Here is a 17,941-nt window from a genome sequence, read left to right as displayed (position 1 = left end):
GGCGGGTTATCGCTCTAGAAGGAGCCCAGGTCGTAGGAGTCCTCGAGGCTGACCGCCGGGCCGCCGCCGTAGGCGAAGGCCGAAGCGGTCGTGTCCTCGTAGCCGCCGAGGGAGTAGACCGCGGCCTTGGCTTCCTCGGTGGGCTCGACCGACACGTTGCGGTACTTGGCGATGCCGGTACCGGCCGGGATCAGCTTGCCCAGGATCACGTTCTCCTTCAGGCCGACCAGCGAGTCGGACTTGCCGGAGATCGCGGCCTCGGTGAGCACGCGCGTGGTCTCCTGGAACGAGGCCGCGGACAGCCACGACTCCGTCGCCAGCGAGGCCTTGGTGATGCCCATCAGCTGCGGGCGGCCGGAGGCCGGCTCGCCGCCGTCGGCCAGCACCTTGCGGTTCTGCTCCTCGAACTCCAGGCGGTCGACCAGGGAGCCCGGCAGGAACTCCAGGGTGCCCGAGTCGATGATCGTGACGCGCTTGAGCATCTGGCGCACGATGATCTCGATGTGCTTGTCGTGGATCATCACGCCCTGCGAGCGGTACACGTCCTGGACCTGCTCCACCAGGTGGCGCTGGACCTTCCGCGGACCGAGCACGCGCAGCAGCTCGTGCGGGTCGATGGTGCCCTCGACGAGCTTCTCGCCGACCTCGACGTGCTCGCCGTCGCCGAAGCGCAGGCGCAGACGACGCGGCACCTTCTCGACCACGATCTCCTCGGAACCGTCGTCCGGGGTGATGATGATCTTCCGGCTCTTCTCGGCGTCCTCGATGCGCACGGTGCCGCTCGCTTCCGCGATCGGCGCCTTGCCCTTCGGGACACGCGCCTCGAAGACCTCCTGCACACGGGGCAGACCCTGCGTGATGTCGTTCGCGGTCGCCGCACCACCGGTGTGGAAGGTACGCATCGTCAGCTGCGTGCCAGGCTCACCGATCGACTGGGCCGCGATGATGCCCACGGCCTCGCCCAGGTCCACCTTCTCGCCCGTCGGCATCGACCGGCCGTAGCAGGCCGCGCAGACGCCCTGGCGGGACTCGCAGGTGAGCACCGAGCGGACCTTCACGTCGGAGACGCCCGCGGCGACCAGCGTCGCGATGTGGTCCGAGTTCAGCGGCGTGTTCCGCTCGAGGACGACCTTGCCGTCGACCTCGACGTCGTCCGCGAGGTTGCGGGCGTCGATCGAGGAGTCGACCAGGTCGGACTCGACGAAACGGCCGTCGATCTCGACCGAGACCTGGAACTCCAGGCCGCGGTCGGTACCGCAGTCGTCCTCGCGGATGATGACGTCCTGCGAGACGTCCACCAGACGACGGGTCAGGTAACCCGAGTCGGCGGTGCGCAGCGCGGTGTCGGCGAGGCCCTTGCGGGAACCGTGGGTGGAGATGAAGTACTCCAGCACCGTCAGGCCCTCGCGCAGCGAGGACTTGATCGGGCGCGGGATGATCTCGCCCTTCGGGTTCGCCACCAGGCCGCGCATGCCGGCGATCTGGCGCAGCTGCAGCATGTTGCCTCGCGCGCCCGAGTTGATCATCTGCCACAGCGGGTTCTCCGGCTGCAGCGTCTGGTTCAGGTCGTCCAGCACCTCGGCCGTGGCCTTGGTCCAGATCTCCGTCAGCTCGCCGCGACGCTCCTCGGCGGTCATGAGACCGCGCACGTACTGCTTGTCGATCTTGGCGGAGTCCGCTTCGTACTTCTCCAGGATCTCGGCCTTGTGCGCCGGCTCCACCACGTCCTCGATGCCGATGGTCACACCGGACCAGCCGGCCCACTTGAAGCCCGCGGACTTCAGAGCGTCCAGGCACGCGCCCAGCTGCACCTTCGAGTAGTGCTCGGACAGGTCGTGGATGATCTCCGAGAGCTGGCCCTTGCGGACCTCGTAGTTCACGTACTCGAAGTCCGGCGGCAGGCACTCGTTGAAGAACACGCGGCCCAGCGTCGTCTCGACCAGCAGCGGCTCGCCCGGGGTCCAGCCTTCAGGGGCCGTCCACGGCTCGCCGGGACCGTTGTTGATGGTCTCGATGCCTTCCAGACGGATCCGGATGGGCGCCTGGAGGTCCAGCTCGCCGCGGTCCTTCGCCATCTGCGCTTCGCCCTCGTCCGCGAACGCGCGGCCCTCGCCGACGCGGCCTTCGGAAAGGTGCGTCAGGTAGTACAGGCCGATGATCTGGTCCTGCGTGGGCAGGGCCACCGGCTTGCCGTCGGAGGGCTTGAGGATGTTGTTCGACGCCAGCATCAGGATGCGGGCCTCGGCCTGGGCCTCAGCGCTCAGCGGGACGTGCACGGCCATCTGGTCGCCGTCGAAGTCGGCGTTGAAGGCGGTGCACACCAGCGGGTGCAGCTGGATGGCCTTGCCCTCGACCAGCTGCGGTTCGAAGGCCTGGATGCCGAGGCGGTGCAGCGTGGGCGCGCGGTTGAGCAGGACCGGGTGCTCGGAGATGACCTCTTCGAGCACGTCCCACACGACCGGACGCGCGCGCTCGACCATGCGCTTGGCCGACTTGATGTTCTGCGCGTGGTTCAGGTCGACCAGGCGCTTCATCACGAACGGCTTGAACAGCTCCAGCGCCATCTGCTTCGGCAGACCGCACTGGTGCAGCTTCAGGCGCGGGCCGACCACGATGACCGAACGGCCCGAGTAGTCGACGCGCTTGCCGAGCAGGTTCTGGCGGAACCGGCCCTGCTTGCCCTTGAGCATGTCGGACAGCGACTTGAGCGGACGGTTGCCGGGGCCCGTCACCGGGCGGCCGCGGCGGCCGTTGTCGAACAGCGCGTCGACCGACTCCTGCAGCATCCGCTTCTCGTTCGCCACGATGATCTCGGGCGCACCGAGGTCCATCAGGCGCTTCAGGCGGTTGTTGCGGTTGATGACGCGGCGGTACAGGTCGTTCAGGTCCGAGGTCGCGAACCGGCCGCCGTCGAGCTGCACCATCGGGCGCAGCTCCGGCGGGATCACCGGCACGCAGTCGAGGACCATGCCCAGCGGCGAGTTGCCGGTGGCCTGGAACGCGGCCACGACCTTCAGGCGCTTGAGCGCACGGAGCTTCTTCTGGCCCTTGCCGGTCGCGATCGTCTCGCGCAGGCTGATCGCCTCGGCGTCCAGGTCCAGGTTCTCCAGCAGGTTCTTGATGGACTCCGCGCCCATGCCGCCGGTGAAGTACTCACCGAAGCGCTGCTGCAGCTCGCGGTAGAGCATCTCGTCACCGATGAGCTGGCGCACCTCGAGCTTGCGGAACGTGTCCATGACCTCGTCGAGACGGTCGATCTCACGCTGCGCCTTGTCGCGGATCTGGCGCATCTCGCGCTCGCCGCCGTCCTTGACCTTGCGGCGGACGTCGGCGCGGGCGCCTTCGGCCTCCAGCTCGGCCAGGTCGCCCTCGAGCTTCGAGGCGCGCTCCTCGATCGCGGCGTCGCGCTGCTGCTCCAGGTGGCGCTTCTCGGCGACGATCTCGTTCTCCAGGGTCGGGACGTCCCGCTGGCGGGCCTCCTCGTCGACCGCGGTGATCACGTACGCCGCGAAGTAGATGACCTTCTCCAGGTCCTTCGGCGCCAGGTCGAGCAGGTAGCCCAAGCGCGAGGGAACGCCCTTGAAGTACCAGATGTGGGTCACCGGAGCGGCGAGCTCGATGTGGCCCATGCGTTCACGGCGGACCTTCGAACGGGTCACCTCGACGCCGCAGCGCTCGCAGATGATGCCCTTGAAGCGGATCCGCTTGTACTTGCCGCAGTAGCACTCCCAGTCCCGGGTCGGACCGAAGATCTTCTCGCAGAAGAGACCGTCCTTCTCGGGCTTCAGAGTGCGGTAGTTGATGGTCTCGGGCTTCTTCACCTCGCCGTGCGACCACTGCCGAATGTCCTCGGCGGTGGCGAGGCCGATCTTCAACTTGTCGAAGAAGTTGACGTCGAGCACTGAACTCTTCCCCTTGATGGTTCTTAAGGATTGGATGAGACGTTGGCGAGAGCGGGCCGCTCTTGCAGTTCCATGCCGCCCGCTCTCACTCGACGTCAGGCGCTCTCGAAGTCCACGCTCGAGGGCTCTTCGTGGGACAGGTCGATCCCCAGCTCCTCGGCCGCGCGGAAGACCTCGTCATCGCTCTCCGTCATCTGGATGGCCTGCCCGTCGGCGGACAGCACCTCCACGTTGAGGCAGAGCGACTGGAGTTCCTTGAGCAGCACCTTGAACGATTCCGGAATGCCCGGCTCGGGCACATTCTCGCCCTTGACGATGGCCTCGTAGACCTTCACGCGGCCGACCACGTCGTCGGACTTGATCGTCAGCAGCTCCTGCAGCGCGTAAGCGGCGCCGTAGGCCTGCATGGCCCAGCACTCCATCTCACCGAAGCGCTGGCCGCCGAACTGGGCCTTACCGCCGAGCGGCTGCTGGGTGATCATCGAGTACGGACCGGTCGAACGCGCGTGGATCTTGTCGTCGACCATGTGGTTCAGCTTCAGGATGTACATGTAGCCGACCGAGATCGGGTCCGGGAACGGCTCGCCCGAGCGGCCGTCGAACAGCTGCGCCTTGCCCGTCGGGGCGACCATGCGCTGGCCGTCGCGGTTGGGGAGCGTGTTCGCCAGGACGCCCTGGACCTCGTCCGGGTGCGCACCGTCGAACACCGGCGTGCCCACCTTGGAGTCGGCCGGGGCCTCGTCGGCGCCGATGGCCTTGAGGGCCTGCTGCCAGGCCTCGTCGAAGCCCTCGAGCTTCCAGCCCGTCTTCGCCGCCCAGCCCAAGTGGACCTCGAGCACCTGGCCGATGTTCATACGGCCCGGCACACCCAGCGGGTTGAGCAGGATGTCGATCGGCGTGCCGTCCGGCAGGAACGGCATGTCCTCCTGCGGCACCACCTTGGAGATGACGCCCTTGTTGCCGTGGCGGCCGGCGAGCTTGTCGCCGACGCCGATCTTGCGCTTCTGGGCGATGTAGACGCGGACCATCTCGTTGACGCCCGGGGACAGCTCGTCGCCGTCCTCGCGCGAGAAGGTGCGGACGCCGATGACCGTGCCGGCCTCGCCGTGCGGGACCTTCAGGGACGTGTCGCGGACCTCGCGGGCCTTCTCGCCGAAGATCGCGCGCAGCAGCCGCTCCTCCGGGGTCAGCTCGGTCTCGCCCTTGGGCGTGACCTTGCCGACGAGGATGTCGCCGTCCTCGACCTCGGCACCGATGCGGATGATGCCGCGGTCGTCGAGGTCGGAGAGCATCTCCTCGCCGACGTTCGGGATGTCGCGGGTGATCTCCTCCGGACCCAGCTTGGTGTCGCGGGCGTCGACCTCGTGCTCGTCGATGTGGATCGAGGTGAGCACGTCCTCTTCGACCAGGCGCGAGGAGAGCACGATGGCGTCCTCGAAGTTCTGGCCCTCCCAGGTGGTGAAGGCGACGAGCAGGTTCTTGCCCAGCGCCATCTCGCCCTTGTCCGTGGACGGACCGTCGGCGATCGGCTGGCCGGCCTCGACGCGCTCGCCCTCGGTCACGAGCGGCACCTGGTTGATGCACGAGCCCGCGTTGGAACGGCGGAACTTGTGCAGCAGGTAGGTGCGGCGCATGCCGTTGTCCTGCGCGATGGTGATGTAGTCGGCGGAGGCGTCCTCGACGAGGCCGTCGGCCTCGGCGACGACGACGTCGCCGGCGTCGACCGCGGCGCGGTACTCCATGCCGGTGCCCACCAGCGGCGAGTCCGTCTTGATGAGCGGCACGGCCTGGCGCTGCATGTTGGCGCCCATGAGGGCGCGGTTCGCGTCGTCGTGCTCGAGGAACGGCACCAGCGCGGTGGCGACCGAGGTCATCTGGCGCGGCGAGACGTCCATGAAGTCGATCTCGTCGGCGGTCAGGAGCTCGGCCTCGCCGCCGCGGCCGCGGGCGAGGACCTGCGCGTCGATGAACGAGCCGTCCTCGTTCAGCAGCTGGTTCGCCTGGGCGATGGTGAAGCGGTCCTCTTCGTCGGCCGTCAGGTACTGGATGTCGTCGGTGACCTTGCCGTCGACGACCTTCCGGTAAGGCGTCTCGATGAAGCCGAACGGGTTGACGCGGGCGAAGGTCGACATCGCGCCGATGAGGCCGATGTTCGGGCCTTCAGGCGTCTCGATCGGGCACATGCGGCCGTAGTGCGACGGGTGCACGTCGCGCACGTCCATGGCGGCGCGGTCTCGCGAGAGACCGCCCGGGCCGAGCGCCGAGAGGCGGCGGCGGTGGGTCAGACCCGTGATCGGGTTGACCTGGTCCATGAACTGCGACAGCTGCGAGGTGCCGAAGAACTCCTTGATCGCGGCCACCACGGGGCGGATGTTGATCAGGGTCTGCGGCGTGATCGCCTCGACGTCCTGGGTCGTCATGCGCTCGCGCACGACGCGCTCCATGCGGGAGAGGCCCACCCGGATCTGGTTCTGGATGAGCTCGCCGACAGTGCGCAGGCGGCGGTTGCCGAAGTGGTCGATGTCGTCGGGGCCGTAACCCGGCTCGGCCGAGTGCAGGCGCAGCATGAACTCGATCGTCGCGGCCAGGTCGTCCTCGGTGAGCACGCCCGTGGAGATCGGCGAGTCGAGGCCGAACTTCTTGTTGACCTTGTAGCGGCCGACCTTCGCGAGGTCGTAGCGCTTCTTGTTGAAGAACAGGTTCTCCAGCAGCGACTGCGCGTTGTCCTTCGTCGGCGGCTCGCCCGGACGGAGCTTGCGGTAGATGTCGAGCAGGGCCTCGTCCTGCGAGTTGATGGTGTCCTTTTCCAAGGTCGTCATCATGAGCTCGGACCAGCCGAAGCGCTCGCGGATGCGGTCGTTGTCCCAGCCGATCGCCTTCAGCAGGACGGTGACGGCCTGGCGGCGCTTGCGGTCCACGCGCACGCCGACGGTCTCGCGCTTGTCGATGTCGAACTCGAGCCACGCGCCGCGGCCGGGAATGACCTTGGCGCTGGTGAGGTCGCGGTCGGAGGTCTTGTCGGGCTGCTTGTCGAAGTACACGCCGGGCGAACGGACGAGCTGCGAGACGACCACGCGCTCGGTGCCGTTGATGATGAAGGTGCCCTTCGGGGTCATCATGGGGAAGTCGCCCATGAAGACCGTCTGGCTCTTGATCTCGCCGGTGGTGTGGTTGATGAACTCCGCCGTGACGAACAGCGGGGCGCAGTAGGTGAGGTCCTTCTCGCGGCACTCCTCGATGGGGGCCTTGACCTCGTCGAAGCGAGGGTTGGAGAAGGACAGGCTCATGGTGCCCGAGAAGTCCTCGATCGGGCTGATCTCCTCGAGGATCTCGTCGAGGCCGCTCACCGCGTCCTCGCCCACGCGGGCGCGGTAGGCCTCGTTGCCGACGAGCCAGTCGAACGAGTCGGTCTGGAGCGCCAGAAGGTTCGGGACTTCGAGTTTCTCTTCGATCCTGCCGAACGAGATACGGCGAGGTGCGTGCTTGCTCTTGCTGGAGCTGGTCTTGCCAGTGCGGGAAGCTGCCAAGATTCGTCCTTCCGAGGACCTGATTGTTACGACGGCCGGCGCATGCCGCAGTCACCGCACCGATGCGGGATAGACGGGGACAGCCGGAGACGGGCATCAGACCGAGCCGGAGCAGCCGTAAGTCGGCGTCCATCGTCGGTCGATTGCCTGGAATCCCCACCGTCCACGACCCTCACCGCGTCAAGAAGGCGTGAAGGAGGCAGCGCAAATTAATAGCTTAATGTACGCTCCGGCAACTGTCAACTTCCCCACCGGGTGGTGGGGTAAGGGGTGACGACAATCTCTCCCGCTGCCGAAGTTCCTTCCGTACATCGCTCCGAGTCCCGGTTCGCACGCTCGCTGGGACCGTCCTGCCTTCGAGCCGCCCCGCGGCGGCCCGCTGCGCTCCGTCCGCGGCGCCGGGGCGGCCCGGCGGGGGCGAACGTTGCGCGCGCCACGCAGTGGCGCTTGAGGAACTAGTTTGCAGGATCAAGTCACAGTTCGTCAAGTCAGGCGTCTAATTCGCCCGGATGCGCCCGTTCGGCCCCGGCGCCTGAACCGTCGCTCGCGGAGGGTGCGGACGGCGCTCGGAGGAGGGGCGAAGCCCAGCCCAGCGGGGGCGCGGGCGGATGCCGGAGGCCGGAGGCGACGGCAGCGGGCGGCCGTTGCAAAGGGACGCACAAGCTTCGGAGCCCGGGCGTGTCGCGCCGCGCGGCGGACCGCCGGCGCGGGCCCGGCCGATGCGGCGCGGGCGGGCGGCCGCTCCGCAGGGCCCCGAGCCGACGCGGCGAGCCGCTTTGGGGCGGTCGCCCGGTTCGGTGCGGGCGGGACGCCTTTGCGTCGCCTGCCGCCGGTGCCGGAGCGCTCGCGCGTTCCGGTGCCCGGCGGCAATGCGGCGTCCCGGCCGCACACCTTCGGCGAAGGGCCCGCGAACGGGCCGACCGCCTCGCCTTGTTCAACGAGCCGGCGCCGCGAAGGTGACGCGGGCTCGGCTGCCGACGTCAGCCCTCGATGGCCGCTTGGGCGTCGGCGATGGCCGCGCGCAGGTCGTCCTGGTAGGCGTACAGCTCCTCGTCCATGGAGAGGAACCGGTCGAGGTGGACCCGGAGGTAGGCGGCCTCGGCGGCCTCGCGGTAGCCGGTGGACTCGGCGCAGTCGATGAAGCCGAGGGCCATGCCGATCTCGTAGGCCTTCCGGCTCTCGAGGTCGGCGGGCAGGTCAGCGGGCGGCTCGGGCACCGATTCCGGTTCGACCACGAGGCCGTCCTCGACCACGACGATCTCCCCGCTGTAGTAGATCTGGTTGAAGTAGGCCGCGACCGGGAGGCTCCCGGTGCGGTCGAATCCCCAGTCGCCCCAGCCGCCGTCGGCGACGCAGTCGAGGAAGGCCGTCTCCGGTTCGACGACGGCGGCGCGGTAGGACTCGCGCATCGCCTTCCAGTCGGCCGCTTCCTGCGGGGACCGCGGCCCCCAGGTCCAGACGGTGCCGGTCGCCCCGCCGGTCGCGGGGACGGCCTCGGCCTCGCCGTAGAGGGCCTCGAGCATCTCCAGGAGGCAGCCGCCGGGGGCCGCGGCCTCCTGCAGGTCGGGGTCGATCACGATCGAGCCGTCGTCGCCGTCGCCGGTCGCGTCGTCATCCGCTTCGAAGGGGGTGAAGTCCGCGTACTCCTCGCCGGCGTAGGCCGCGCGCCATTCGTGCTGGTCGGCGAGGGACAGGTCCTCGAAAGCCGAGTCGACCAGGGCGAGAAGGAGGGCCGGGATACGCACGGGCGATGTCCGCAAAGGGTGCTCCATTCAATTCTGGTCGGGGGGTGCTTCCCATTATGGCGCAATGGAAACGGGGCGGCCCGGGTCACGCCCCATCTGCGCAACCCGGGCCTTTTCTTCCCCGATGAGAAGTGGCTTGTTATTCGATGAGCTCCTGCGCCTTGGCGATGGCGTCGTTCATCTCTTCCTGCCAGGCGTACACGTCTTCTTCGATGGCGGTGTAGGCCTTGACATGCGCTTCGTCGTAGGCCTTCTCAGAGGCGTCGGCGTAGCCGACTTCTTCGCCGCACTCCGAGAAGTCGACGGCCATCTGGATCTCGTAGGCCTTCCACTCCTCGTACGTGTCGCCGGCGGCCTCGGGGATCGGCGGGACCTCGACGTCGGAGTCGCCGCCCATCATCATGTCCTGCTCTTCCTCACTGGCGTTCTGGTAGTAGAGGACTCCGAAGAACTCCCAGATCGGCATGGAGTTGTACTCGGTGAACTCCCAGCCCTCGTAACCTCGGCCGGTGATGCAGTCGACGAACTCCGTCTGCAGGTCCCCCATCGCGGCGGCGTAGTCGGCCTCGATGTCCTCCCACATGGTCTCCTCGGTGTCGCCGTAGGCCGGGTTGGTCGGGCGGTACTCCCAGTACGTGTAGGTCTCGGAGCCGCCTTCCTCGTCCTCGTAGGTCTCTTCGACCATCTCGGGCTCGCCGTAGAGCGCCTCGATCATCTCCAGCTGGCAGCCGCCCGGCTTGGGCTCCTGGAAGTCCTCTTCCTCCTCGACGACGATCTCGCCTTCGTCTTCGGCGGCTTCCTCGTCCTCGAGTGCGGCGAGCTCTTCCTCGGTGAGCTCCTCCTCGACGTACTCTTCCTCGGCCTCCATGGAGCCGACGTAGTCCTCGCGGGAGCCCCAGCTGTATTCGGCGTACTCCTCGCCCTGGTAGGCGACGTACCAGTCGTACTGCTCTTCAGGGGTGAGGGCGTCCCAATCGGTGGTGTCGGGCTCTTCCCACTCGCCCTCCTCCTCTTCCCACTTCTCCTCTTGAGCGGTGTAGTACTCCTCGCTCGCGGGGTCCTCGGAGCCTTCCATGGAGTTCGCCCACTGCCCGAAGCCCCATTCCTTCGCCTCGTCGGCAGGGAGGAGGAATTCCTCGTGGGCGTAGCCGTAGGTGAGGGAGTCCTGTTCCGGCTCTTCGTAAGTCTGCATGGACCACGGTTCGTGGACCGTGAAGCCCTGCTCCTCCAGGCAGTTCTGGACGATGCGGAACTCGGCCGCCATGAGCTCGCTCTCGATGCGGCGGCTCTCGTTGAGCATCTCGACGAGACGTTCCTCATCGGACTTCTCGTCTTCGCCGCCGCCCATGCCGAGCATCCCGCAGCCGGCGGTCAGCGCGAGCACTGTCGCCCCGCCGAGCCCGGCCGCCCATCTCCTTGCGGACATCGTCCATCTCCTTGAGTGCGTGGGTGTGTCTACACGCAAGACGTGGCGATGATCCGGATTCGTTGCGCCCGGGTGCAACTCTTTCTCAGATTTCTCAGGAAACAGAGAAGACCGGGTCCGCGCCGCTGTAAGGCGGTGCGGACCCGGTCCACGCACAAGGGCTGGGAGGCCCCTTTTCAAATCACGGAAGTCGCGATTACTTCAGGGTGACGGTGGCGCCGGCGCCCTCGAGGGCCTCCTTGGCCTTCTCCGCGTCTTCCTTCTTCGCGCCTTCAACGACAGCCTTGGGGGCGCTCTCGACGAGCTCCTTGGCTTCCTTGAGGCCGAGGCCGGTCAGGCCGCGAACTTCCTTGATGACCTTGATCTTCGACTCGCCGGCAGACTCGAGAACGACATCGAACGTGTCCTTCTCGACAGCGGCTTCGGCGGCCGGGCCGGCAGCGGCGGCAACGGCGACCGGAGCGGCGGCGGTGACGTCGAACTCTTCCTCGAACGCCTTGACGAACTCGGAGACCTCGAGGAGGGTCATCTCCTTGAACGCGTCGAGCAGTTCCGCGGTGGAAAGCTTAGCCATGGTGTGTCCTTTCTTTAAAGTCTCGGGCTAGTGGGGTTACTCCCCACTGGCCGCCTTCTTGTCCTGCAGCGCCGCACCGAGCCGGGCCACCTGCGAGGCAGGGGCGGCGAGCACGGAGGCGGTCTTCTGCGCGGTGGCTTTCAGCGCGCCGGCGAGCTTGGCCAGGAGCACTTCGCGCGACTCGAGGTCGGCGAGCTTGGTGATCTCTTCGACGGAGAGGGGCTTGCCCTCCATGTAACCGCCCTTGATCACCAGGGCTTCGTGCGACTTGGCGAAAGCTCGCAGGCTCTTCGCGGCCTCCACCGGGTCGCCTTCGATGAAGGTGATCGCGGTGGGTCCGACGAACAGCTCGTCCAGTCCGGTGACACCGGCCTGGTTGGCAGCGCGCTTGGCAAGGGTGTTCTTGGCGACGCGGTAGTGCGTCCCCTCGCCGAGGGAACGCCGCAGCTCGCGGAGTTCTGCAACAGTGAGGCCGCGGTACTCGGTGAGCACCGTGGCGTTCGCGTTGGAGAAGTCCTGGGCGAGTTCGGCGATGGCGGTCTGCTTACCCGCCGGGTATTCCCGTTCAGCCATAATTCCCTCCTTTCTCGGCTGATCAATCCTCAACCGTCGCGGAGGCGACAAACAAAAAAGGCGCCCCTGCGGGACGCCTCATCACTGGGACCTGAGGCCAACTGGGTTGGCCCACACCATGGTCGCTTCGAGTAGTCGCCCTACGTCGGTTCCGGGTGGTTTACAACCGCACAAGGCGGTAACCGAACGGTCTTTGGGTTGTGGACTCTAAATTAGCACGGGGTATGCACGAGGCCCCAGCGCAGGAGCCTGCACTGGGGCCACGTCACACCTCGCGGCGCTTACTTGATCTTGACCGCCTGCGGGTCGACCGGGATGCCCGGGCCCATGGTGGTGGAGATCGTCGTCTTCTTGAGGTACACGCCCTTGGAGCTGGCGGGCTTCAAGCGCTGCACCTCTTCGAGAGCGGCGCTGTAGTTCTCGGCCAGCTGCTCGGCGGAGAAGCTGACCTTGCCGATCGGCAGGTGCAGGTTGGCGTGCTTGTCGACACGGAAGGAGATCTTGCCGGCCTTGATCTCCGTGACGGCCTTCGCGACGTCCGGCGTGACGGTGCCGGTCTTCGGGTTCGGCATGAGACCGCGCGGGCCCAGGATGCGCGCGATCCGGCCGATCTTGGCCATCTGGTCGGGCGTGGCGACGGCGGCGTCGAAGTCGAGCCAGCCTTCGGAGATCCGCTTGACGAGCTCGTCGGAGCCGACCTCGTCGGCACCGGCGGCGACGGCGGCCTCGGCCTTGTCGCCCTCGGCGAAGACGATGACGCGGACGGTCTTGCCCGTGCCGTGGGGCAGGGAGACGGTGCCGCGGACGAGCTGGTCGGCCTGACGCGGGTCGACGCCGAGTCGGATCGAGACCTCAACGGTCGCGTCGAACGAGGTCGGGGAGGTCTCCTTCGCGAGCCCGGTCGCCTCGGAGGGCGAGTAGAGCTGCGTGCGGTCGACCTTCTTGGCGAGGTCGGTGTACTTCTTGCTGCGCTTCATGTTCCATCCTTCGGATGTCGTGGTGAGGGCGGGCGCGCGCCCTTCCACTGGGTTGGTCTGGTGACGGCCGATCGCTCGGCGGCCTGACGTTCTATTCGACCGTGATGCCCATGGAGCGGGCGGTGCCCGCGACGATGAGCGACGCGGCGTCGAGGTCGTTGGCGTTGAGGTCGGGGAGCTTCTTCTCCGCGATCTCGCGCACCTGGGCCTGGGTCACCTTGCCGACCTTGACGCGGTGGGGCTCGCCAGAGCCCTTCGCGACACCGGCGGCCTTGAGCAGGAGCTTCGCGGCCGGCGGGGTCTTGAGGACGAACGTGAACGAACGGTCCTCGTACACCGTGATCTCAGCGGGGAGGACTTCGCCGCGCTGGGATTCGGTGGCCGCGTTGTAGGCCTTGCAGAACTCCATGATGTTGACGCCGTGCTGGCCGAGGGCGGGACCCACCGGCGGGGCCGGGGTGGCCTGGCCACCCGCGAGCTCCAGCTTGAACGTCACAACGGCCTTCTTGTTGGGAGCCATCGTGTCCTTCTCTTGATCCTGGGCTTTGCGGGGACTCTCGTCCCCGCCTTACATGTGCGCGCACGCCAGTGGCCTGCGCGCAACTCATCCAGGGTACTCGCCCAGGTGGCGGGCACTCTGAAGGAGGTATGTGAGCTGTAGCTCGTGCTACAGCTTCGAGACCTGGTTGAAGTTGAGCTCGACCGGGGTCTCGCGGCCGAAGATCGAGACGAGCACCTTGAGCTTCTGCTGCTCGGCGTTGATCTCGGCGATGGTGGCCGGCATGGAGGCGAAGGCGCCGTCCACGACGGTGACGGACTCGCCCTCGGTGAAGTCGACCTTGATGTCGACGTCGCCGCCGCCGGCTTCGGCCTGGGCCTCGTCTTTGGGCTTCTGCTCCGGAGGGAGCAGCCACTGGATGACCTCGTCGAGCGGGAGCGGGCTGGGCCGGTCGGTGCGGTCGACGACGCCGACGAAGCCGGTCACGCCGGGCGTGTTGCGCACGACCGAGTAGGACTCGGGGGTCATCTCCATGCGGACCAGCACGTAGCTGGGGAAGACCTTGGCCTCCACCTTCGAGCGCTTGCCGTTCTTGATCTCCACCTCGGTGTGGGTGGGGACCTCGATCTGGTAGATGAAGTCCTCCATGTCGAAGGACTGGATCCGGTTCTCCAGGTTGGAGCGCACACGGTTCTCGAAGCCGGCGTACGAGTGCAGCACGTACCACTCGCCGGGCGCGAAGCGCAGCTTGGCGCGGAGCGCCTCCGCCGGGTCGACCTCGGGCTCGCCGGTCGCGGCGTCCTCGTCGATCTCCGGCTCCGCTTCGACGTCCGCGACCTGCGCCGCGGCAGCCTGCGCCGCGACCTCGTTCTTCAGGGCCTCGTCGAACTCAGACACGCTCAACTCTCATTCCGGCTCGACCTCGCAACGGCGAGGTACTGCGACTGAACATTCTCTACGACGGTGCTCTCTTGACCGGCCCGGTTCTCGACCGGATGCTCGGGTATGGCGATCCCCGCCTGTGAAGTCGCGCGCCGGCGGAACCGGCGCGCGTCATACCCACTAGGGTAGCCGCTCCGGAGGGCGGCGCGTCCCAGGCACCGGCGAACCGGCGCAGGTCACGCATTCCACCCGCCGCCGCGAGGGGCGTGGCGGGCGGGAAGGGGTCCTAGGATTCGGCGCCGAAGGCCCGGCGGACGAGGTCGCCGAAGAGCAGGTCGAGGCCGCCGATGTAGGCCATCATGATGCCGACGAAGACCAGGACCACGACGGAGTACGTGATGAGCTGGCGGCGGGTCGGGTAGACCACCTTGCGCAGCTGCTCGACGACCTCTTTGAGGAAGCGGCCGAGGCGCTTCACGGGGTTGCGCGACGCGGTCTTCTCGCCTTGCTTGCGCGTGGGACGACCCTTGTCAGCGGTCGCATCGGAGCGGCTCGTGTCGTCGGCCACGTCGGCTTCCTCCAGGGTTCGTCTGATCGGGGCGGTCAGGGTTGCAGCATACCGGAGCGGTACGGCACGTCACTATCGCGGCGGCGCGGTTCGGCTGCGCTCCACGTAGGCGGCGCACAGCTCGTCGCGGCGGGTGTTCCAGTGCTGGCGCATCGCGGCCATTTCGGTCTTGATGAACTCCATGAACGCGGCGGTCTGGACGAGGCGGTCGCGGCCCGGGCCCTCGGGCAGCGTCTCGATGCCGACGATGGCGGTGTCCAGGTAGCGGTCGATGATCGGGGTGCGGTCGAGCATGATCGATCCCCAGATGTCCTCGTCGAAGAGCCGGTAGACGTCGGCTCGGGTCGAGGCGCGGCGGCCCTTGATGAGGAGCCCGGCGGTGGTCAGCTCCCGGACGGCGCCGGAGACGGCGGCCAGGCTGATGCCGAGGCCCTCGGCCACTTCGGCGGCGGTGTAGGTGTCGGCGTCGTCGACCAGGATGTAGGAGAACACCCGCGCGGACATGCGCTGGAGCCCGCTGTCGTTCAAGATCGCGGCGAACTGCTCCACATACTCCAGCAGGGCCTTGCGCTCGCTGTCCTGTTCCATCGATCCCCCGTCGTCTGCGCTGCACGTGCCAACATGATAGCCGAAGTCGCTATAAATTTTACACATTCATGAAAACTGTGATAGCTTGAGTGCATGAACGCAGTGATCCGAACCGAGGGCCTGGTCAAGCGCTTCGGCCACGTGACCGCCCTCGATCGTCTCGATCTTGAAGTGTCCCAAGGTGAAACGCACGGCTTCCTCGGCCCGAACGGCGCCGGGAAGTCCACCACCATCCGCGTCCTGCTCGGGATGCTCCGCTCCGACGAGGGCCGCGCCGAACTCTTCGGCGCCGACCCCTGGAAGGACGCCGCGACGCTCCACAAGCGCCTCGCGTACGTCCCCGGCGACGTCGCCCTCTGGCCCGGCCTCACCGGCGGCGAGACCATCGACCTCCTCGGCCGCCTGCGCGGCGGCATCGACAAGGCCAAGCGCGACGAGCTCCTCGAGCGCTTCGACCTCGACCCGCGCAAGAAGGGCCGCTCCTACTCCAAGGGCAACCGGCAGAAGGTCGCGCTCGTCGCCGCGTTCGCCGCCGACGTCGACCTGCTCCTCCTCGACGAGCCCACCTCCGGGCTCGACCCGCTCATGGGCGCGGTCTTCAACGAATGCGTCAAGGAGGCCTCGGCCGCCGGGCGCACCGTGCTCCTCTCCAGCCACATCATGAGCGAGGTCGAGGCGCTGTGCGAGCGGGTGAGCATCATCCGCAAGGGCGTCATCGTCGAGACCGGCACGCTCGCCGAGATGCGGCACTTCTCGCGCTCGCGCCTGCGAGCCACCCTCAAGAGCCCCGTGCGGGGCCTCGGGGACAACGAGGGCGTCCACGACCTCAAGACCGACGGCCTCGACATCGAGTGCAGCGTCGACACCGCCGCACTCGACGACGTGCTCGCGCAGCTCGCCGTCGCCGGCGTCGCCGGCCTCACCTGCGAACCGCCGTCGCTCGAAGCGATCTTCCTGCGCTTCTACGGCGACGAGCTCGCCGCCTCGGGCGTCCCGAACGGAGAGCAGTCATGACCACCGCCATGGCGGAGCTCGAAGACGGCCTCGGCACCCTGGCCGGGACGGGCAACCTGCTGCGGTTCCAGCTGCGCCGATCGCGCCTGTACCTCTTCGGCTGGCTCGCCGGGCTCGCCGGCGGCACCTGGGTGACCGCCCTGTCGTTCCCCGACCTCTACCCCGACGCGGCCGGCCGCGAGGCCTACGCCGTCACCGTGAACACGCCCGCGATGCGCTCCATGACCGGCCCCGTCGAGTACATCGAGGCCTACGGCGCGAGCACCGGCGCGATGTTCGCGCACCAGATGATCCTGTGGACGGGCGCGCTCACGGCCGTCATGTTCATCCTGCTCATGGTCCGGCTGACGCGGGCCGACGAGGAGACCTCGCGCTCCGAGGTGTTCCGCTCCAACCCGATCGGCCGCCGCGCCGACCTCGCGGCCGCGCTCCTGCTCGCCGGGATCGCCGCAGTGGCACTCGGCGCGCTCATGGCCCTGTCCGTGGCCGCGCTCCCCGGCGGCCAGGGCGGCAGCGCGATCCTCTTCGGACTCGCGCACACCGCGATCGCGGCCGTCTTCGCCGGGGTCGCGGCCGTGACCGCGCAGCTGGCGAGCTTCGCGTCCTCGGCGAACGGGCTCGCCTTCGCCGTCCTCGGATGGTCGGCATTCACCGCCGGGATCGGCAGCGCCCAGGAGAACTGGGCGGTGTGGCTGTCGCCGATCGGCTGGTCGCAGCTGACGTTCGTCTACACACCCGAGCAGCGGTGGTGGCCGGTCGTGCTCTCCGGCGCCGTCGCGGTCGTCGCCGTGTGGCTGGCGTTCGCACTGGTCACGCACCGCGACTTCGGGCAGGGCATGATGGCCGCCCGGCAGGGCAGGCCCGAGGCGAAAGCGGGCCTGGACAGCGCGACCGCGCTGACGTTCCGGCTCGTCAAGGGCATGTTCTGGGCCGGGGTGATCACGATGCTGCTGCTGGGCGCCGCGTACGGCTCGGTGCTCGGCGGGGCCGACGACATGCTCGAAGGGCTGTCGGAGACCGAGCGGGCCGTGCTCAACCGCGGCGGCGCCAGCATCGAGGAGAACATCACCGCGACGTTCGCCGCGCTCAACGGCCTGTTCGCGAGCCTGTTCGGGCTGCTCGTGGTCGGGCGGGCCCGCAAGGAGGAGATCCAGGGCCGCGGCGAGCTGATCGCGGCGGCGGCGGTGTCGCGCTCGGGATGGCCGGGCTCGTACCTGCCGGCGGCGCTGTGGACCTCGACCGCGGCGGCCGCGGCCGCGGGGCTCTTCCTGGGGCTGGCCGGGTCGTCGTCGCTGAACGACTGGTCGTACTTCGGCACCGGCCTGTGGGCGTCGCTGCTGCAGCTGCCCGCCGTGTGGGCGCTGACGGCGTTCGGGTTCGCCGCGTTCGCGTGGCTGCCCCGCCTGGGCTGGCTGCGCTGGCTCGCGTGGGTGTGGCTGTTCGTGGTCCTGTACTTCGCGGACCTGCTGAACCTTCCCGAATGGGCGCAGGCGGTCTCGCCGTTCCACCATCTCGCGGCCTACCCGGCCGCGGACGTGGACTGGCGCGCGGCGCTCCTCGTGACGCTCGCGGCCGCGGCCCTCGCCGCGGCCGGATACGCCGGGGCAAAGCGCCGGGACCTCAACTTCAGCTGAGCCCCGCAATGGCTCGTCTCTAAGGAAACCAG

General features: G+C 68.0%; 13 protein-coding genes. 2 read left to right on the top strand and 11 right to left on the bottom strand.

Going from position 1 to position 17,941, the window contains the following annotated elements; genetic code table 11:
• Positions 1-14: 14 nt before the first annotated feature.
• From O1R50_RS06100 to O1R50_RS06050, 11 genes are all read right to left on the bottom strand, one after another.
• Positions 15-3,902 carry a DNA-directed RNA polymerase subunit beta' gene (locus tag O1R50_RS06100; RefSeq protein WP_270109018.1) on the bottom strand — a complete coding sequence of 1,296 codons (3,888 nt, stop codon included), beginning with the start codon at positions 3,900-3,902 and terminating at the stop codon, positions 15-17.
• Between the two features lie 95 nt (positions 3,903-3,997).
• Entirely contained in the window at positions 3,998-7,429 is a 3,432-nt protein-coding gene (gene rpoB / locus O1R50_RS06095) for a DNA-directed RNA polymerase subunit beta (RefSeq protein ID WP_270109017.1), read from the bottom strand.
• Between the two features lie 980 nt (positions 7,430-8,409).
• Positions 8,410-9,189: a hypothetical protein gene (locus O1R50_RS06090; protein WP_270109016.1), complete on the bottom strand. Its 780-nt coding sequence runs from the start codon at positions 9,187-9,189 to the stop codon at positions 8,410-8,412.
• A gap of 124 nt (positions 9,190-9,313) precedes the next feature.
• A complete protein-coding gene (locus O1R50_RS06085; RefSeq protein WP_270109014.1) occupies positions 9,314-10,600 on the bottom strand; it encodes a hypothetical protein in 1,287 nt (428 codons plus the stop codon).
• 196 nt (positions 10,601-10,796) lie between these two features.
• Positions 10,797-11,174, bottom strand: coding sequence for a 50S ribosomal protein L7/L12 (gene rplL / locus O1R50_RS06080; protein ID WP_205326532.1), 378 nt, complete (start codon positions 11,172-11,174; stop codon positions 10,797-10,799).
• 36 nt (positions 11,175-11,210) lie between these two features.
• Positions 11,211-11,747 (bottom strand): 50S ribosomal protein L10, encoded by a 537-nt coding sequence (rplJ, locus tag O1R50_RS06075; protein WP_270109013.1) that lies wholly within the window; start codon positions 11,745-11,747, stop codon positions 11,211-11,213.
• 281 nt (positions 11,748-12,028) lie between these two features.
• A complete protein-coding gene (gene rplA, locus O1R50_RS06070; RefSeq protein WP_270109012.1) occupies positions 12,029-12,724 on the bottom strand; it encodes a 50S ribosomal protein L1 in 696 nt (231 codons plus the stop codon).
• Positions 12,725-12,815: 91 nt separating this feature from the next.
• A complete protein-coding gene (gene rplK / locus O1R50_RS06065) occupies positions 12,816-13,244 on the bottom strand; it encodes a 50S ribosomal protein L11 (protein WP_136528430.1) in 429 nt (142 codons plus the stop codon).
• A 147-nt stretch (positions 13,245-13,391) separates the two neighbouring features.
• Positions 13,392-14,120 (bottom strand): transcription termination/antitermination protein NusG, encoded by a 729-nt coding sequence (gene nusG, locus O1R50_RS06060; protein ID WP_270109011.1) that lies wholly within the window; start codon positions 14,118-14,120, stop codon positions 13,392-13,394.
• Positions 14,121-14,391: 271 nt separating this feature from the next.
• Positions 14,392-14,673 (bottom strand): preprotein translocase subunit SecE, encoded by a 282-nt coding sequence (gene secE / locus O1R50_RS06055; protein ID WP_270109010.1) that lies wholly within the window; start codon positions 14,671-14,673, stop codon positions 14,392-14,394.
• 72 nt (positions 14,674-14,745) lie between these two features.
• Complete coding sequence (locus tag O1R50_RS06050) at positions 14,746-15,261, bottom strand: GbsR/MarR family transcriptional regulator (protein WP_270109009.1); 516 nt, start codon at positions 15,259-15,261, stop codon at positions 14,746-14,748.
• Positions 15,262-15,354: 93 nt separating this feature from the next.
• Here O1R50_RS06050 and O1R50_RS06045 point away from each other — a divergent pair, with 93 nt between their 5' ends.
• Both O1R50_RS06045 and O1R50_RS06040 read left to right on the top strand, forming a co-directional pair.
• Positions 15,355-16,275 carry an ABC transporter ATP-binding protein gene (locus O1R50_RS06045; protein ID WP_270109007.1) on the top strand — a complete coding sequence of 307 codons (921 nt, stop codon included), beginning with the start codon at positions 15,355-15,357 and terminating at the stop codon, positions 16,273-16,275.
• On the top strand, positions 16,272-17,909 hold the full coding sequence (locus O1R50_RS06040) for an ABC transporter permease (RefSeq protein ID WP_270109006.1): 1,638 nt from the start codon (positions 16,272-16,274) through the stop codon (positions 17,907-17,909). Before O1R50_RS06045 ends, O1R50_RS06040 begins: the two co-directional genes overlap by 4 nt.
• Positions 17,910-17,941: the final 32 nt, after the last annotated feature.

Source organism: Glycomyces luteolus (assembly GCF_027622875.1).
Classification (GTDB): Bacteria; Actinomycetota; Actinomycetes; order Mycobacteriales; family Micromonosporaceae; genus Glycomyces; species Glycomyces luteolus.
Note: the sequence above shows the minus strand (reverse complement) of the source record. Positions and strands in the feature narration are given on the sequence as shown.

Coding starts and splice junctions, on each gene's coding strand:
- O1R50_RS06085 (WP_270109014.1), bottom strand. CDS start 10,600: ATGTCCGCAAGGAGATGGGCGGCCGGGCTCGGCGGGGCGACAGTGCTC.
- rplL (WP_205326532.1), bottom strand. CDS start 11,174: ATGGCTAAGCTTTCCACCGCGGAACTGCTCGACGCGTTCAAGGAGATG.
- rplJ (WP_270109013.1), bottom strand. CDS start 11,747: ATGGCTGAACGGGAATACCCGGCGGGTAAGCAGACCGCCATCGCCGAA.
- rplA (WP_270109012.1), bottom strand. CDS start 12,724: ATGAAGCGCAGCAAGAAGTACACCGACCTCGCCAAGAAGGTCGACCGC.
- rplK (WP_136528430.1), bottom strand. CDS start 13,244: ATGGCTCCCAACAAGAAGGCCGTTGTGACGTTCAAGCTGGAGCTCGCG.
- O1R50_RS06050 (WP_270109009.1), bottom strand. CDS start 15,261: ATGGAACAGGACAGCGAGCGCAAGGCCCTGCTGGAGTATGTGGAGCAG.
- O1R50_RS06045 (WP_270109007.1), top strand. CDS start 15,355: ATGAACGCAGTGATCCGAACCGAGGGCCTGGTCAAGCGCTTCGGCCAC.
- O1R50_RS06040 (WP_270109006.1), top strand. CDS start 16,272: ATGACCACCGCCATGGCGGAGCTCGAAGACGGCCTCGGCACCCTGGCC.